Below are 15,021 nucleotides of genomic sequence, written 5' to 3'. Positions count from 1 at the left end.
GGCGCGGCAACGGTCCGTTCGGGAGCCGCCCTCCCCTTGCGTACCTCAGTTGGCGGGGACCAGGAGCTGCTGACCGGTGGTCACGGCCTGGGACTCCAGGTCGTTGAGTTCCACGATCTCGGAGATCACCGCGCGGGTGTCCCGTGAGGAATCCACGCTGCCGGCGATTTCCCACATGCTCTGGCCGGGGTCCACGGTCACGATTTCAGTCCCGTTGCCCTCGGCGGGTTCGGTGCTCGCGGTGACCGTGGCCGGGGCGACGATGACCAGCAGGGCCACTGCGGCGGCCACGGTGGCCAGCATCACGGGAAGGCCGATGAAGAGCAAGCGGCCCCGTCGCGTCAGGTGCACCGAGCCGCTTTCCCGGCTCCGGGTGCTGGTGGCATCCGCACGTTCCTTGCGCTGCAGCACGGGCACCGACGCCGCGACCTCGCCCGCGAACGCACGGCAGCCAGAGCGTAGGCCCCGCAGGACGGGCGCCCCGCCCACACGTGCGGACGAGCCGAGCTGGATACGCGGTCCGAAACTGATGGCTGACATTGGAATGCACTCCTTCTTGCCGGGGTCTGCCTGACCTCCGAGGTCCTGACCGTTCCTCACCCGAGGCGCCGGTCCGTGAACCACTGCGGTTCCCCCGACAGATCACCCTGGGGGCTCGAACAGGTGTTCGATTCCGTTTCGAACATTTCTAGCACGTATGTACGAACGGCGTCGACACGCTTTCGAACATTTGTTTGATCACGTGAGTGAACTCCCATATCCTGAGGGGGTGTTGGCCCGTCGAGCCCGTCGAGATCGAGTCGGGATCGAACACCTCACCGGCTCCGGACAACGGAACTCCGCGTTGGGAGGTTCACCGTGGACCAGTCAACGCAGGGGGTCGGACAACACAAGGAATCCCGCAGCGCATCCAAAGGACGGCCATGGCACCCAGCGACCGCAAGACCTCTGATCCGGGGCAGCCGCAAGACCTGTCCGGGCGACGTCCCTTGTCCGCGCGGCAGCAGAAGATCCTCGACGTCATCCGCCGCTCGATCACGGAGCGCGGCTACCCGCCGTCGATGCGCGAGATCGGCGACCTCGCGGGCCTCGCCTCGCTGTCCAGCGTGACCCACCAGCTCAACCAACTCGAGCGCCTAGGGTGTATCCGGCGGGACCCGAAGCGGCCTCGAGCCATGGAGGTACTCGACCCGACCTCACCGTTGACCGCCCAGGAATCGAACACCGGGACGGAGGCGACGGATTCGAACACCGTGGAGTTCCGCCCACGGTTCACGTCCGCGCGGTCCACCGGCGACTCGTCGTCGAGCACGGCAAGCACGGGCACCGGTACGGTGTCACGGTCCTCCGATTCGTCCTCCGACGACGTCGCCTTGGTCCCCCTGGTCGGTCACATCGCAGCGGGTGTGCCCATCACCGCGGACCAGCAGGTCGAGGACACCGTGGCGCTGCCGCGTCAGCTCACCGGCCGCGGTGAGCTGTTCATGCTCAAGGTCCGCGGTGATTCGATGATCGACGCCGCCATCTGCGACGGCGACTGGGTGGTCGTCCGACAGCAGAACACGGCCGAGAACGGTGACATCGTGGCAGCGCTGCTGGACGACGAGGCCACGGTCAAGACATTCCGACAGCGCGACGGTCACACGTGGCTGTTGCCGCAGAACACGATGTACGAACCCATCCTGGGTGACCACGCAACCGTCATGGGCAAGGTGGTCTCCGTGCTCCGCAGCCTCTGACGGCCCCGCGCATCCGGAACCGTCATGACGGAACCACGGTCCGGATGGACCGTGGTTCCTGGGTTTCCCCGATATCCGGGGTTCTGGCTGTTCCGGTTCAGACTTCGCGAAGGTAGGCCTGGACCTGGCGGATGGCGTTCAACGCCGCCGGGTAGCCCATGTAGGGGAAACCCTGAACCAGCGCCGCAAGGACCGTCTCGACGTCGTTGCCGGCACGGACGGCGGCGGCCACGTGGGGCTCGAGTTGCGGGGTCAGACCGGCTGCGGCGATCGCCACGAGCAACAACAACTCCCGGGTGGCGACGTCCAGGCCCCCTCTGGTCCAGAAGTCACCGAAATGGAAATCCGTGAGGAATCCGGGGACCGCGGAGGCAAACTCCCCGGGCAGCCCCTCCGTCGACTCTGCAATCTCGTCCCCGTACAACTCGCGCTGGATCTCGAGCCCGCGGGCGTGACGGTCGTCGTCGTCGACCGTCCCTTGCGTCGGCAACGGAAGCGTTTGGCCACGCTCGGTGAGAACCTCGGAGACCACGCCTATGGCGTTGAGAGCCCGGGGAAACCCGATGAGAGGCGCCAGCTGATAGACGGTCTCCAGGAGTTCGACGGGTTTCACTCCCACGTTGAGTGCCGCCGCCGAATGTGCCCGCAACTGCGGAAGGGTCTGCAACGCGCCCAGGACACTCACCGTGACCAGTTCCCGCGTCCGGTCGTCCAAGTCACCGGTGGCGAACACGTCACCGAAGATGACGGAACGCAGGATCTGCATGAACTCCGGGTGCTTCTCCGGGGCGTGCCGGTCCCGCACCCCGAAGAGCCGTTCGAAGACCTTTTCCGATCGTTCGACACGGTCCTGCCCCGGATCCTCCGGGGCAGGACCGGGCCCGGCGGCGTTCTCGCTCATGCCCACCCCAGTTCCTTCTTGGCCACGGCCATCGCGCGGGCGTACTCGTCGTCGTCAACGGGCTCGAGCCACGTGGTCGGGTCCGTGTCGTCGACTGATTCGAGCATGGCCACGTGAGCCATGAACCGGTCGTCCAGGGCCCCGTGCCAGTGCTCCTCGTCTTCGGCCGCCCACACGGTCTCCCCCGCGCGCAAGACCATGACCTCACCGGCCCGGTTGACGACGACGCCCACGCCGTCCGTGCAGTAGAGGCTCTGCCCGAGCGTGTGGGTGTGCCAGTTGGTGCGAGCGCCCGGGGCAAAACGCACGTGCGCTGCGGTGAGCTTGGAGGTACCCGGTTCGGACACGATGCCGTCGACGTAGACGTCTCCGACGAACCGCTCTGCAGGGCCCTGGCCGGTCTGATGGTTGTTGAACCGTTCCATGGTGTTCTCCTTCTGGACCTCTGATCTCACATGCGAACGAGCGCCTTGATGGCGCGGCGTTCGTCCATGGCCTTGTAGCCTTCCGCGATCTCCTCCAACGGGACTTCCAGGTCGAAGACCTTGCCGGGGTTGATCTCGCGCTTCAGGATCAGATCGATCAGCTCGGGCAGGAAGCGCCGTACCGGTGCCGGTCCGCCGAGCAGGTGGACCTCCGCGCCGAACAGCGCGTCTCCGGGCAGGGCGACGTCGTGCGCCACGCCGACGAAGCCGACGTGCCCGCCGGGGCGGGTGGAGTGGATGGCCTGCAGCATGGACTCCTGGGTGCCGACCGCTTCGATCACGGAATGGGCCCCGTAGCCGCCGGTCATCTCCTTGATCCGGGCCACACCGTCGTCGCCTCGCTCCTCCACGATGTCCGTGGCGCCGAACTCGCGGGCCAGCTTCTGCCGCGATTCGTGCCGGCTCATGGCGATGATCCGCTCGGCTCCGAGCTGCTTGGCGGCCAGGATCCCCAGCAACCCGACGGCGCCGTCGCCCACGACTGCCACGGTCTTGCCGGGACCCGCTTCCGCGGCCACGGCGGCGAACCAACCGGTTCCCAGCACGTCGGAGGCGGTCAGCAGGGACGGGATCAGGTCATCGTCCGGCTGCCCCGGCGTGGCGACGAGCGTCCCGTCGGCCAGCGGAACCCGCATGAGTTCCGACTGCGCTCCGGTGGGGCAGGCGAACTCTCCGTGCAGGCACCGGGACTGGTACCCGTCCTGGCAGATCTCGCACGTGTTGTCGGAGGCCATGAAGGAACCGACGACGAAGTCGCCGACCTTGACGTTCGTGACCTCCGCGCCGATCTGTTCAACCACGCCCACGTACTCGTGACCCATCGGGCTCGGGTCCTTGGTCTCGTCGATGCCCCGCCACGGCCACATGTCCGATCCACACACGCAAGCCGCGCTGACCCGGAGGACGGCGTCCGTGGGCTTCTCGATCTGCGGTTCCTCACGGTCCTCGACCCGTACGTCGCCGGGTCCGTGAATGATGGCTCCACGCATGGTTGCTGCTCCTCGTGCCGAACGTATGGCGCGTCGGTCGACGCCGTCCACGTCTGAGACTAGCGCCGTGGACGGAGGCGGGGCAGGTACCGTCAGTGCCCTCGTATGGGAGAGCGCGCGAATCAGCCGCAGTCCTGCCGAAGGTCAGTGGCGGGTCAGTCGTTGTTGAGGCGGCGCAGCGCCGCGAGCACCACGTCACGGTCCTGTGTGGCCCACATGGGCGGCAGACTCGAGCGCAGGAACCCCCCGTACCGGGCCGTTGCCAGGCGTGAGTCCAGGATCGCCACCACGCCCTTGTCGGACGCGCTGCGGATGAGCCGGCCCGCGCCCTGTGCCAGGCGCACGGCGGCGTGGGTTGCGGAAACGCCCATGAATCCGTTGCCCCCCGCCTCCGCGATGGCCTTCGCGCGTGCCGTGGCCAGGGGGTCGTCGGGGCGCGGGAACGGGATCCGGTCGATCAGGACCAGCCGACACGCATCCCCCGGGACGTCGACGCCCTGCCAGAGGCTCATGGTTCCGAACAGGCACGTGGCGGGATCCTCCGTGAATTCTTTGACCAGTGAGTTGAGGGAGGCATCGCCCTGGCAGAGGATCGGGTGTTCCGTGCGTTCGCGCACGTACTCTGCGGCTTCCTCCGCGGCCCGGCGGGAGGAGAACAGTCCCAGTGCGCCGCCCCCGGAGGCCTCGATCAGGTCAACGGTTTCCTCCAGCATCGCAGGAGCCAGCTGACGCCCGGGCTTCTCCAGGTGCCGAGCCGTGTAGAGAATGCCCTGCCGGGGGTAGTCGAACGGGCTGCCGACGTCCACCCCTTCCCACCGCGGGGCACCGGGTCCCTGGAGCCCCAGGTCGCCCGCCACGGCGTCGAAGGACGCCCCCACGGACAGGGTCGCGGAGGTCATGACCACGGTCCGTCCGTCGAAGAGGCCTTCGCGCAACCGCCCAGCCACGGACAGCGGGGCGATGTTCAGCACGGCGGGGTCCGTGTCCTCCGCCGGGACGTAGCCGCGGCCCGGTTCCCACCCGCCGGTGCGGGAGAGCCACAGGACCTCGCGGGCGTCGTCGGCTTCGGTCATGCGTTCGCACAGCTCCAGGATCTCCGTGACCCGCGAGCGCGCCATCTGGCGTCCGCCGTCGGCATCGGCATCCGCCGACCCCGCACCCTTCTCCGGCTTCGAGTCCGTGAGGGCCTGGCGCGCGGCGTCGCGGATCCGCACGACGGAGGCGCCCATGCGGTCCGTGAGTCCCCGGGCCAACAACTCGGCCGGGACCCCTTCGAGGGCCCGTTCCAGATCGTCGGCCCCGGCGGAGAGATCGTCCGACTTCGCGGAGGTGTGTTTGCGGATGGAGGTTGCGGCGGCCCGTACGGCGGCTGCGGACAGCGCTCCCGTCACGGCTCCGGTGACGCGGTCCCGCAGTTCGTGCGCCTCGTCGATGATCACCACGTCGTGTTCGGGCAACACCTGCACGTCCTCGAACGCGTTGATCGCCAGGAGGGCGTGGTTGGTGATCACCACGTCGGCATCGGCGGCGCGGGCCTTAGCCAATTCCCCGAAGCACTCCTCCACGAACGGGCAGGACCGACCCAGGCACTCGCGTGCGGTCACGGAGATCTGCCGCCAGGCGGTGTCGGTGACACCGGGCAGGACTTCGTCCCGGTCCCCCGTGTCCGTGGTCTGGGCCCAGTCCCGGAGCCGTTGGACCTCGCGTCCCAGCGCCGACACCTGCCCACCGCCGGGGTGGTTTCCCTCGCCGGGGGCCGCGAACAGCGCACCGTCGTCGTCCTGGGGGTAGCCGCCTTCCAGCTTGTGCAGGCACGCATAGTTGCTGCGCCCCTTGAGCAGGGCGACGTCCATCCCTTCCGGCAGCTCACCCTCCAGGGCCGAGAGCAGACGAGGGACGTCACGGCCGACCACCTGGGACTGCAGCGCGAGTGTGGCCGTGGCGACGACGACCGGCCCCGCCCCCGCACCGCGTCGCCCGGCGGCGTGGTGCAGCGCCGGGGTCAGGTAGGCCAGGGACTTGCCGGTCCCGGTGCCGGCCTGCACCAGCAGGTGACGGCCGGTGTCCAGGGCCTCGGCCACCTTGGCGGCCATGAAGCGTTGCCCGTCGCGGCGTTGCCCGCCCAGGGCTTCCACCGCAGTGTCGAGCAGGTTCAAGGCATCCAGTGCCCCGGGGAAGGTCTCGGGACGATCCGTGATCGGGCGTCCCTCGGCGTCACGGACACCGGTTCCCGGTGCTGTGGTGGTCGGCATCGGACGTGCTCCTACCGGGGTTCCGGCGAGTCGGTCTGAGTCGTGTCAGCCTCAGCGAACTCCGGCGGGTGCTCCGGGACGAACGGTGCGAGTTCACCGGCCAGGTCCTCGCGGACCTTGACCAGCAGGTGCGTGCCCTCCGCCAGGTACTCGGTGCGCAGGATCTCCGCGTCCCACCCGTGGAGGCGGGAGACGACGTCGCCGTCGCTGTAGGGCACCACCAGGTCCAGGACGTGGTCGGGTCGCGGGATCGACTGCGAAATGAGTTCCTTGAGTTCCTCGATGCCCTGGCCCGTGTGGGCGGACACGACCGCCACGTTCTTGTGCGTGTTGCGCAACCGCTCGATCACGAACGGGTCCGCGGCGTCGGCCTTGTTGACCACGATGATTTCCGGCAGCTGGCTCGCCTCGATGTCGGCCAGCACCTCGCGAACCGCGTGGATCTGTCCCTCCGGATCCGGGTGGGCACCGTCCACCACATGCAGGATGAGGTCGGCGTCGGCCACTTCCTCGAGCGTGGAGCGGAAGGCCTCGACCAGTTGCGTGGGCAGCGAACGCACGAAACCCACGGTGTCCGAGAGCGTGTAGCCGATGCCGTCGGGCGTCGTGGCCTTGCGGACCGTCGGGTCCAGCGTGGCGAACAGCGCGTTCTCCACGAGCACCCCGGCGTCCGTCAAGCGGTTCAGCAGCGAGGACTTCCCGGCGTTCGTGTACCCCGCGATCGCGACGGAGGGCACGGCGTTGCGTCGCCGGTTCAGTCGCTTGGCCTCACGGGCGGGCTTCATGGCCGCGATCTCGCGCTTGAGCTTGGCCATCCGGGCACGGATCCGACGGCGGTCCAGTTCGATCTTGGTCTCACCCGGACCGCGGGAGCCGATGCCTTCACCCGAGGCGGCGCGTCCACCGGCCTGACGGGACAGGTTGCCACCCCAACCACGCAGGCGCGGCAGCATGTACTCGAGCTGGGCCAGTTCGACCTGTGCCTTGCCCTCCTTGGACTTGGCGTGCTGGGCGAAGATGTCCAGGATCAGACCGGTGCGGTCGATGACCTTGACCTTGACCACGTCTTCCAGCGCGCGGCGCTGGGAGGGTGCGAGTTCTTCGTCCACGATCACCGTGTCCGCCCCGGTCGCAGCGACGATGTCCTTGAGTTCCAGTGCCTTGCCCGAGCCCAGGTAGGTGGCCGGGTCCGGTGTGGCGCGGCGTTGGATCACGCCATCCAGGACTTCGGAGCCCGCTGTCTCGGCCAGCGCGGCGAGCTCGCGCAGGGAGTTCTCGGCGTCCTCAATGCGGCCCGAGGTCCACAGGCCGGCCAGGACCACCTTCTCCAGGCGCAGTTCGCGGTACTCGACCTCGGTGATGTCCTCGAGTTCGGTGGACAGGTTGGCCACGCGCCGCAGGGACTGGCGGGCGGCGAGGTCGTACTGGTCGCCGTCGGCTCCGGTGTGGACCGTGCGCTCGGAGAGTTCGCGGGCCCTGCCTCCGAGTACGTGGCCGGAGTCCTCGGCGGGTGCCGCTGCGCCGTCGGCGTCGCGTTCGGCGGCCGAACGTCCCGCACGCGCTCGGGACAGGACACGTTCGACGACGTCCTCGAGTTCCTGCGCAGAGGGCGAGTGTCCGCGGCGGTCGCCGCCGACGGGCTGTTCGGGTTGGGTGTGGGTGTTGGTCATGAATCCTTTTCGGAAGGTACTGATGGCACGGCTTCTGCCGTCCAGAACACAACGACGGCCGATGCCCGGTTGTTCCAATCGGTTACGGCACCGGAACCGGGCTGGTTCCCCCTAGGCTAGCGGGCATGATGGCGCACTACTTCACCACACCCGATGGTCCCGAGAACCGCTCGGAGCTCGAGGTCGAGATTCGCGGGCGCCGGGTACGAGTGGTCACTGCCGCCGGTGTCTTCTCCCCGGGTGCTCTGGACAAAGGCACCGCGGTTCTCCTGGACGCCGTCCCGGATCCCTTGGGTGCCGAGTTCCTGGACCTCGGCTGCGGCTGGGGGCCCGTCACACTGGCCCTCGGCTTCTCGGGGCGGGCGGACGGCGAGCGGGACGACGCGCGTCCGCGCGTCACCTCGGTGGACGTCAACGAGCGGTCTCTGGCCCTGACCCGGGACAACGCGGCCGCGTACTCGGTCACCGCAGAGGCCTACCTGCCGCAGGAGGTCCCGGAGGACCGGCGATTCGACGTGATCTGGTCGAACCCGCCCATCCGCATCGGCAAGGAGGCCCTGCGCGAACTGTTGCTCCTGTGGTTGCCGAGACTCACCCCGGGGGGCGAGGCGTGGCTGGTGGTCCAGAAGAATCTGGGGGCGGATTCGCTGCAGACCTGGCTGACCCGTGCGTTGCCGGAAGCGACCGGGGAACCGTGGTCGGTGACCCGGGATTCGACGTCGAAGGGCTTCAGGGTCCTGCGCGTCAGCCGAACGTCCCGCTAGCCACGACGGTCGCGGGACCCGCGAGCACCACGTGCTCGGCACCGTGCGGCCCTTCCACGAACGTGGCCGAGACGGCTCCACCCGGGACTTCCACGACCCATTCGTCCGGTGCGGATTCCCCCGCCCAGAAGCGGGTGGCGGCGGCCGCCGCGCACGCACCGGTGCCGCAGGACTGGGTCTCCCCCACGCCACGTTCGTGGACGCGCATCCGGATGCGGCCGATCTCCTCCGAGCCCTGACCTTCCTCGTCGATCGGGACCACGAACTCCACGTTCGTCCCGTCGGGCGGGGTGGGTCGAACCTGCGGCGCGGCGTGTAGTTGCAGCGCGTCGAGCTTCTCGCCTTCCGCCAGGGCCACCACGGTGTGGGGGTTGCCCATGGTGATGGACACGGCGGGTCGCGGGACGCGCAGTCCTTTGGCCGTCACCACGGCATCCGAACCGCGGGAACGGGCGCCGTCGCCGTCGATGAACCCCCAGGGGCCCATGTCCACGGCGTATCCGTCTGCAGTGCGGGCCACGGTCTTGACCCCCGCCCGCGTTCCGATCCGCACGGTCTCCCCGTGCGCCAGGTCCACGAGTCCCTGGCCGACCAGCACGTGGACGAAGACCCGGACCCCGTTGCCGCACATCTCGGCGATCGACCCGTCACCGTTGCGGTAGTCCATGAACCATTCAGCATCCGGGGTGTGCTCGAGCAGTTCCTGGCCCTCGGGCAGGTTGGCCGACCGGATCACCCGGATGAAACCGTCACCCCCGATGCCCTGGTGTCGGTCGCAGGCCAGCCGGACGGTGTCATCGGCCAACAGGAGGCGGCCCTCCGGGTCGACGACGACGACGAAGTCGTTGCCTGTCCCGTGGCCCTTCAGGAAAGGGACACCGGTCAGTTCACCGAAAACGCTGTCCATCAGGGACCCGTCCAGGACGTTGCCCGCCGACCTGGCATCCGACGTCGAACCAGGCGTGGTATCAGCTCGCACGGATTCGTCAGCGGTCGGGGCGTCTGGTGCATTGGTGTCCGGTGCGGTGTCCTCCGCGGTGGTGTCCTGGGGAAGGGCTTCAGGCTGGTTGCTGGTCACCGGACCATGCTAATCCGCATGTGTTCCGGAGCGGACCAACTCCAGCGCGCGATTCACCAGCAGCGGATCCTCGGCCGGCAGCCAGTGCACGCGCGGATCGGCGCAGAACCAGGTGAGTTGCCGCTTGGCGAACTGTCGGGTTCCCACCACGGTGGATTCGATCGCCCGGTCCACCGTCATGGTCCCGTCGACGACGGCCAGGAACTGGCCGTAGCCCAGGGCCTGGGACGCGGTTCGGCCCTCCCGCAAACCATGCGGAATGAGCTCGCGGACCTCGTCCTCGAGTCCGCCCCGCACCATCGCGTGCACGCGACGTTCCAGGCGTTCGTGGAGCACGGTACGGTCGAGGTCCAGTGCGATCTGCACGGCGGGTGCCACGTGGGTGCGTTCCGGCATGAACGCGGTGAAGGGCCGCCCCGTCAGCTCATGGACCTCCAACGCACGCACCAGTCGCCGGTCGTCGCGGATCTGTTCCTCCGCGGCGGGGTCGATCTGGCGCAGGCGGGCACGAAGTGGCCCGGGGCCGCCGTCGTGCAGCTCCTGTTCCAGACGCCCCCGGATGACGGCGTCCGTTCCGGGGAATTCGATACGGTCCAAGGCCGCCCGCACGTAGAGCCCCGAGCCACCGACCAGGATCGGGACCCGACCGCGCGAGCGGATCTCGGCGAAGCAGGAGCGGGCCTGCGCTTGGAACCGGGCTACGGAGGCTTCCTCCGTGACCTCCATGATGTCCAGCAGGTGGTGGGGCACGCCCTGGCGTTCGTCGACCGTGGCCTTGGCGGTGCCGATGTCCATGCCCCGGTAGAACTGCATCGAGTCGGCATTGACCACCTCGCCGCCGAGCTGCTGGGCCAGGGCGATGCTCAGCGCCGTCTTGCCCGTCCCCGTGGGGCCAACCAGCGCGACGATCGGCGTTTCCGCGCCACCGCCTCCGGAGGATTCATCGGGGTCGAGCGCGCCGATTGCGTCAGCCACGGGGTGCCGAGGGTGAGCCCGCGAGGATCGTGGGCATGCCCAGGCTGACCTGCCCGGTCGCGCCGCTGCCCGTTCCGCAGGAAGCCGCCTGTTCGCGCTCCCAGGCGTCGCCGCCGCGGGAGCGACGCAGCTCGTACTGCTCCGCGGTCGGGTCCGCGATCAGGTGGTAGGCCGCCGCCTGTGTCACGGGAACGGTCACGAAGTCACCGGGACGCGGAGCCTCGGCGCCGTCGGGAACGGAGAAATGCACGAGCCGCTGGTCCTGCGCGCGCCCGGAGAGGCGATGGGTCTCGCCGCTCTTCTTGCCCGCGTCGGCAGTCACCAACAGTTCCACGGTGCGCCCGACGATCGCGGCGTTCTCCTCCGCCGCGATGCGATCCTGCAGAGCCACCAGTCGTTCGAAGCGTTCCTGGACGACTGCCTTGGGCAGCTGGTCCTCGCGCTCCCCCGCCGGGGTTCCGGGCCGCACCGAGTACTGGAAGGTGAAAGCCGAGGAGAACCGGGAGGCCTCGACCACTCGCATGGTGTCCTCGAAGTCCTCGTCCGTCTCCCCAGGGAAGCCCACGATGATGTCGGTGGTGATCGCCGCGTGCGGGATGCGCTCACGCACCTTCTCCAGGATGCCCAGGAACTTCTTGGACCGGTAGGAACGCCGCATCTCGCGCAGGACCTTGTCGCTGCCGGACTGCAGCGGCATGTGCAGCTGTGGCATGACGTTGGGAGTCTCGGCCATCGCGTCGATGACGTCGTCGGTGAAGGCGGCCGGGTGCGGTGAGGTGAAACGCACCCGCTCCAGACCCTCGATCTCCCCGCAGGCGCGCAGGAGCTTGGAGAACGCGAAACGGTCCCCGAAGGAGACACCGTAGGAGTTGACGTTCTGGCCCAGAAGCGTGACCTCCACGGCACCCTGGTCCACCAGGGCCTGGACCTCGGCCAGGATGTCACCGGGGCGCCGGTCCTCTTCCTTGCCGCGCAGGGACGGGACGATGCAGAACGTGCACGTGTTGTTGCAGCCCACGGAGATCGAGACCCAGCCCGCGTAGGCCTGGTCGCGCTTGGTGGGCAGGGCAGACGGGAAGGTCTCCAGGGATTCCAGGATCTCGATCTCAGCCTGTTCGTTGTGCCGCGCACGTTCCAACAGGACCGGCAGGGATCCGATGTTGTGCGTCCCGAACACCACGTCCACCACGGGAGACTTCTTGAGGATCGTGTCCTGGTCCTTCTGGGCCAGGCAGCCACCCACGGCCACCTGGAAGTCCTTGTTCTTCTGCTTGGTGGGGACCAGCTGGGAGAGGTGCCCGTAGAGCTTGTTGTCCGCGTTCTCACGGACCGCGCAGGTGTTGAACACCACCAGGTCCGGGTCCTCCCCGTTCTGCACGGGAACGTATCCGGCGGTCTCCAGCAGACCCGTGATGCGTTCGGAGTCGTGGACGTTCATCTGGCACCCGAAGGTTCGAACGTCGTAGGAGCGCGGCGAGTCCAGGACCGGAATCTCGGGGGCCTCGGTCGAGGGCGCCTGCCTGGTCACGGCGCGGGACGCTCGGGCGTCGTCGGTACCGGCATGCACATCGGCGTTCTTTGTCAGGTCAACGGGGCTCGCACTCACGCGACAAGGATAGTGGCGGGGTCAAATCAGCCGCGGCCCGCTGCCCCCGAGCTCCAGAACATGCTTTCCCGCACGTTTTCGCGTGTGGATCGGTAGGAAAGCATGATCTCGAACAGGACGACACTCCGGTTACGGGCTGCCCAGTTCTCCGGGCAGGTCGTCTTCCGATTCCCCCAGCACCTGTTTGACGACGTCGAAGGCCATGCCCGGGGCGTAGCCCTTGCGGGCCAGCATGGACACGAGTCGCCGGGTCAGCTTGTCCCGGGTCTTCCGATCCGCCAACTGTTCGGCCAGCTGCTCCCCCGACGGCGCCTTGCGCCGCACCAGGTCCAGGGCGTCTGCCCGCTCGTCCTCGTCGGTACGTTGCTCGAGCGCCTGCTCGGCCAGTTCCGGGTCGATGCCCTTGGCCTGCAGGTCCCGACGCAGTGCGGGGCGGGCCAGTTTGCGGGTCTCGGCCCGGGAGCGCACGAAAGTCTCCGCGAACGCGGCGTCGTCCACGAGCCCGACGTCCTCGAAACGGTCCAGGACGCTCATGGCCACGTCCTCGGGAACACCCCGGTCGGCAAGTTTGTCCTCGAGCTGCCGACGGGACTTGGCGGAGGCCGTGAGCTGACGCAACACGATGTTCCGGGCGGATTCGTGAACCTCGGCATCCTGGTCAGCCGCCACAGCGGACGACGACGGCTCCTCCGCCTTGCCCGAACGGCGGTGACGTTCCTGTGCTCGCCGTCGGCGCTTCTCGTACGGCGATTCGTTCATGGACGTGGACTCAGTCACGCGAGGCCTCCGGGTACTCCACAGCCCCGAAAGGAATCATCACTTTCGGGGCCGGGACGCTGTTGGGGTGTGGGCTGGGCTCAGAAGGCAGCTTTGGCGGAGGCGTTGTCCGTCTCGCCGAAGTCGGCGATCACGCCGTCGTCGTCGACCTCCGGCGTGTCCTCCTCGAGGATGCCCAGCTTGGTCAGGATCTTGTGCTCGATCTCCATGGCCATCTCCGGGTTGTCCTTGAGGAACCGGCGGGCATTCTCCTTGCCCTGCCCGAGCTGGTCACCTTCGTAGGTGAACCAGGCACCGGACTTCTTGACGATGCCCTGTTCGACACCCAGGTCGATCAGGCCACCCTCCGTGGAAATCCCGTGGCCGTACAGGATGTCGAACTCGGCCTGCTTGAAGGGCGGAGCCATCTTGTTCTTGACGATCTTGGCCCGGGTTCGGTTACCCACCGGGTTCGCGCCGTCCTTGAGGGTTTCGATGCGACGGACGTCCACGCGGACGGAGGCGTAGAACTTCAGCGCCTTACCGCCCGTGGTGGTCTCCGGAGAGCCGAAGAACACGCCGATCTTCTCGCGCAGCTGGTTGATGAAGATCGCGGTGGTCTGGGAGTGCGACAGTCGACCCGTGATCTTGCGCAGCGCCTGGGACATCAGACGTGCCTGCAGACCCACGTGGGAGTCACCCATCTCGCCTTCGATCTCCGCCTTGGGAACCAAGGCGGCCACGGAGTCGATGACAACGATGTCGATGGACCCGGAGCCCACCAGCATGTCCATGATCTCCAGCGCCTGCTCACCGGTGTCCGGCTGGGAAACCAGCAGGTTGTCGATGTCCACACCGAGCTTCTGGGCGTAGACCGGGTCCAGGGCGTGCTCGGCGTCGATGAACGCGGCGATGCCACCGGCCTTCTGGACATTGGCCACGGCGTGCAGGGCAACGGTGGTCTTACCGGAGGACTCCGGCCCGTAGATCTCGACCACACGACCGCGCGGGAAACCACCGGTGCCCAGTGCCACGTCCAGGGCGATGGAGCCCGTGGGGATGACTTCCACCTTCTGCGCGGGCCGTTCGCCCAGACGCATCACGGAACCCTTGCCGTAGTTCTTGTCGATCTGGGCCAGCACCGTGTCGAGTGCCTTCTCCCGGTCGGAACCGGTGTTCGCCGAATTGGTCTTGGGGGCCATGGTTCACCTCGTGTACATCGTGGTACGGCCACTGTGGCCGCCGTGGTGGCGCGGAATGACTGTGGTGCTCGAGGAACAATCCTCAGCTCCCGCCTGAGCTGTCACCGACAACGCTAGGCAGAGGCTCGGACAACACAAGCACGGGTCCCGGGGCCGAGGGGGAAGAACTCGACCGCAGGGCAATGTTCCGCGCTGTGGAGCCCAAAGGACTTACCGCGAGCACGTCGAAGACAATACAGGTTTTTCGAACACATGTTCGGATGCGTTCCCGCGGCGTGTCATCTCTTGGGTTCCTGGTCCGGTCCCCACCAGCGCTCACGCGGGACGTCCTGGTTCTTGCACAGGGCGAACCACACGGTCTTGGGGTCCTCGCCGTCGTCGAGTGCCTGCTGGGCCGTGCGGTGCCCCAGTTCGCCAAGGACGACGTCCTGTGCCAGGAGCCGCCCCTGACCCGACCCGAACTCGTGCTCGAGCACCACGTGGACCCTGCTCAACCGCATGCCTCTCCTCCATGCTGAAACGCCCAACGGCACCGGGACCCGACGGCCGTGGCCGTCGGGTCCCGATGCTCTCACGGGTCGCACGCGATGAACGTGTTGGACCC

14 protein-coding genes are annotated in these 15,021 nt (G+C 68.0%); 2 read left to right on the top strand and 12 right to left on the bottom strand.

The annotated features are described in order from the left end of the window. Positions 1 to 45 precede the first annotated feature (45 nt). Positions 46 to 540 carry a LysM peptidoglycan-binding domain-containing protein gene (locus tag GWK18_RS06135; protein WP_245192931.1) on the bottom strand — a complete coding sequence of 165 codons (495 nt, stop codon included), beginning with the start codon at positions 538 to 540 and terminating at the stop codon, positions 46 to 48. 383 nt (positions 541 to 923) lie between these two features. Here GWK18_RS06135 and lexA point away from each other — a divergent pair, with 383 nt between their 5' ends. Continuing rightward, entirely contained in the window at positions 924 to 1,739 is an 816-nt protein-coding gene (gene lexA / locus GWK18_RS06130; RefSeq protein ID WP_166833882.1) for a transcriptional repressor LexA, read from the top strand. Between the two features lie 97 nt (positions 1,740 to 1,836). On the opposite strand, the gene GWK18_RS06125 is transcribed toward lexA, so the two are convergent. The 5 genes from GWK18_RS06125 to hflX form a co-directional block, all read right to left on the bottom strand. Continuing rightward, positions 1,837 to 2,640: a carboxymuconolactone decarboxylase family protein gene (locus GWK18_RS06125; RefSeq protein ID WP_166833880.1), complete on the bottom strand. Its 804-nt coding sequence runs from the start codon at positions 2,638 to 2,640 to the stop codon at positions 1,837 to 1,839. Beyond that, positions 2,637 to 3,065 (bottom strand): cupin domain-containing protein, encoded by a 429-nt coding sequence (locus tag GWK18_RS06120; protein WP_123825699.1) that lies wholly within the window; start codon positions 3,063 to 3,065, stop codon positions 2,637 to 2,639. Before GWK18_RS06120 ends, GWK18_RS06125 begins: the two co-directional genes overlap by 4 nt. 26 nt (positions 3,066 to 3,091) lie before the next feature. After that, on the bottom strand, positions 3,092 to 4,114 hold the full coding sequence (locus tag GWK18_RS06115; RefSeq protein WP_166833878.1) for a zinc-dependent alcohol dehydrogenase family protein: 1,023 nt from the start codon (positions 4,112 to 4,114) through the stop codon (positions 3,092 to 3,094). 155 nt (positions 4,115 to 4,269) lie between these two features. Further along, positions 4,270 to 6,366 (bottom strand): ATP-dependent DNA helicase, encoded by a 2,097-nt coding sequence (locus tag GWK18_RS06110; RefSeq protein WP_123825695.1) that lies wholly within the window; start codon positions 6,364 to 6,366, stop codon positions 4,270 to 4,272. An 11-nt stretch (positions 6,367 to 6,377) separates the two neighbouring features. Further along, positions 6,378 to 8,036 carry a GTPase HflX gene (gene hflX / locus GWK18_RS06105; RefSeq protein ID WP_123825693.1) on the bottom strand — a complete coding sequence of 553 codons (1,659 nt, stop codon included), beginning with the start codon at positions 8,034 to 8,036 and terminating at the stop codon, positions 6,378 to 6,380. A gap of 125 nt (positions 8,037 to 8,161) precedes the next feature. On the opposite strand from hflX, the gene GWK18_RS06100 reads away from it, so the two are divergent. Further along, positions 8,162 to 8,800, top strand: coding sequence for a methyltransferase (locus tag GWK18_RS06100; RefSeq protein ID WP_233568824.1), 639 nt, complete (start codon positions 8,162 to 8,164; stop codon positions 8,798 to 8,800). On the opposite strand, the gene dapF is transcribed toward GWK18_RS06100, so the two are convergent. From dapF to GWK18_RS06070, 6 genes are all read right to left on the bottom strand, one after another. Then, positions 8,781 to 9,707: a diaminopimelate epimerase gene (dapF, locus tag GWK18_RS06095; protein WP_166833951.1), complete on the bottom strand. Its 927-nt coding sequence runs from the start codon at positions 9,705 to 9,707 to the stop codon at positions 8,781 to 8,783. The two genes, GWK18_RS06100 and dapF, sit on opposite strands and share 20 nt — an antisense overlap. 180 nt (positions 9,708 to 9,887) lie before the next feature. After that, positions 9,888 to 10,841 (bottom strand): tRNA (adenosine(37)-N6)-dimethylallyltransferase MiaA, encoded by a 954-nt coding sequence (gene miaA, locus GWK18_RS06090; RefSeq protein WP_348535857.1) that lies wholly within the window; start codon positions 10,839 to 10,841, stop codon positions 9,888 to 9,890. 4 nt (positions 10,842 to 10,845) lie between these two features. After that, the gene (miaB, locus tag GWK18_RS06085; RefSeq protein WP_123825748.1) at positions 10,846 to 12,381 is read right to left on the bottom strand and encodes a tRNA (N6-isopentenyl adenosine(37)-C2)-methylthiotransferase MiaB; all 1,536 of its coding nucleotides are present in this window, start codon (positions 12,379 to 12,381) and stop codon (positions 10,846 to 10,848) included. Between the two features lie 207 nt (positions 12,382 to 12,588). After that, on the bottom strand, positions 12,589 to 13,236 hold the full coding sequence (locus tag GWK18_RS06080; RefSeq protein ID WP_348535851.1) for a regulatory protein RecX: 648 nt from the start codon (positions 13,234 to 13,236) through the stop codon (positions 12,589 to 12,591). Between the two features lie 80 nt (positions 13,237 to 13,316). Further along, positions 13,317 to 14,417: a recombinase RecA gene (recA, locus tag GWK18_RS06075; protein ID WP_123825689.1), complete on the bottom strand. Its 1,101-nt coding sequence runs from the start codon at positions 14,415 to 14,417 to the stop codon at positions 13,317 to 13,319. A 278-nt stretch (positions 14,418 to 14,695) separates the two neighbouring features. After that, positions 14,696 to 14,917: a DUF3046 domain-containing protein gene (locus GWK18_RS06070; RefSeq protein ID WP_166833872.1), complete on the bottom strand. Its 222-nt coding sequence runs from the start codon at positions 14,915 to 14,917 to the stop codon at positions 14,696 to 14,698. Between the last annotated feature and the right edge of the window lie 104 nt (positions 14,918 to 15,021).

This window comes from Kocuria sp. JC486, assembly GCF_011602805.1.
Taxonomy (GTDB): domain Bacteria; phylum Actinomycetota; class Actinomycetes; order Actinomycetales; family Micrococcaceae; genus Kocuria; species Kocuria soli.
The sequence above is the reverse complement of the archived record's forward strand: the minus strand, read 5'-3'. Positions and strand labels throughout refer to the sequence as shown.

What these genes read in the sequence shown, in the direction of transcription:
- GWK18_RS06110 (WP_123825695.1), bottom strand. Translation starts at nt 6,366, where the DNA reads ATGCCGACCACCACAGCACCGGGAACCGGTGTCCGTGACGCCGAGGGA.
- lexA (WP_166833882.1), top strand. Translation starts at nt 924, where the DNA reads ATGGCACCCAGCGACCGCAAGACCTCTGATCCGGGGCAGCCGCAAGAC.
- GWK18_RS06070 (WP_166833872.1), bottom strand. Translation starts at nt 14,917, where the DNA reads ATGCGGTTGAGCAGGGTCCACGTGGTGCTCGAGCACGAGTTCGGGTCG.
- GWK18_RS06125 (WP_166833880.1), bottom strand. Translation starts at nt 2,640, where the DNA reads ATGAGCGAGAACGCCGCCGGGCCCGGTCCTGCCCCGGAGGATCCGGGG.
- recA (WP_123825689.1), bottom strand. Translation starts at nt 14,417, where the DNA reads ATGGCCCCCAAGACCAATTCGGCGAACACCGGTTCCGACCGGGAGAAG.
- GWK18_RS06115 (WP_166833878.1), bottom strand. Translation starts at nt 4,114, where the DNA reads ATGCGTGGAGCCATCATTCACGGACCCGGCGACGTACGGGTCGAGGAC.
- GWK18_RS06135 (WP_245192931.1), bottom strand. Translation starts at nt 540, where the DNA reads ATGTCAGCCATCAGTTTCGGACCGCGTATCCAGCTCGGCTCGTCCGCA.
- GWK18_RS06100 (WP_233568824.1), top strand. Translation starts at nt 8,162, where the DNA reads ATGATGGCGCACTACTTCACCACACCCGATGGTCCCGAGAACCGCTCG.
- dapF (WP_166833951.1), bottom strand. Translation starts at nt 9,707, where the DNA reads ATGGACAGCGTTTTCGGTGAACTGACCGGTGTCCCTTTCCTGAAGGGC.
- hflX (WP_123825693.1), bottom strand. Translation starts at nt 8,036, where the DNA reads ATGACCAACACCCACACCCAACCCGAACAGCCCGTCGGCGGCGACCGC.
- GWK18_RS06120 (WP_123825699.1), bottom strand. Translation starts at nt 3,065, where the DNA reads ATGGAACGGTTCAACAACCATCAGACCGGCCAGGGCCCTGCAGAGCGG.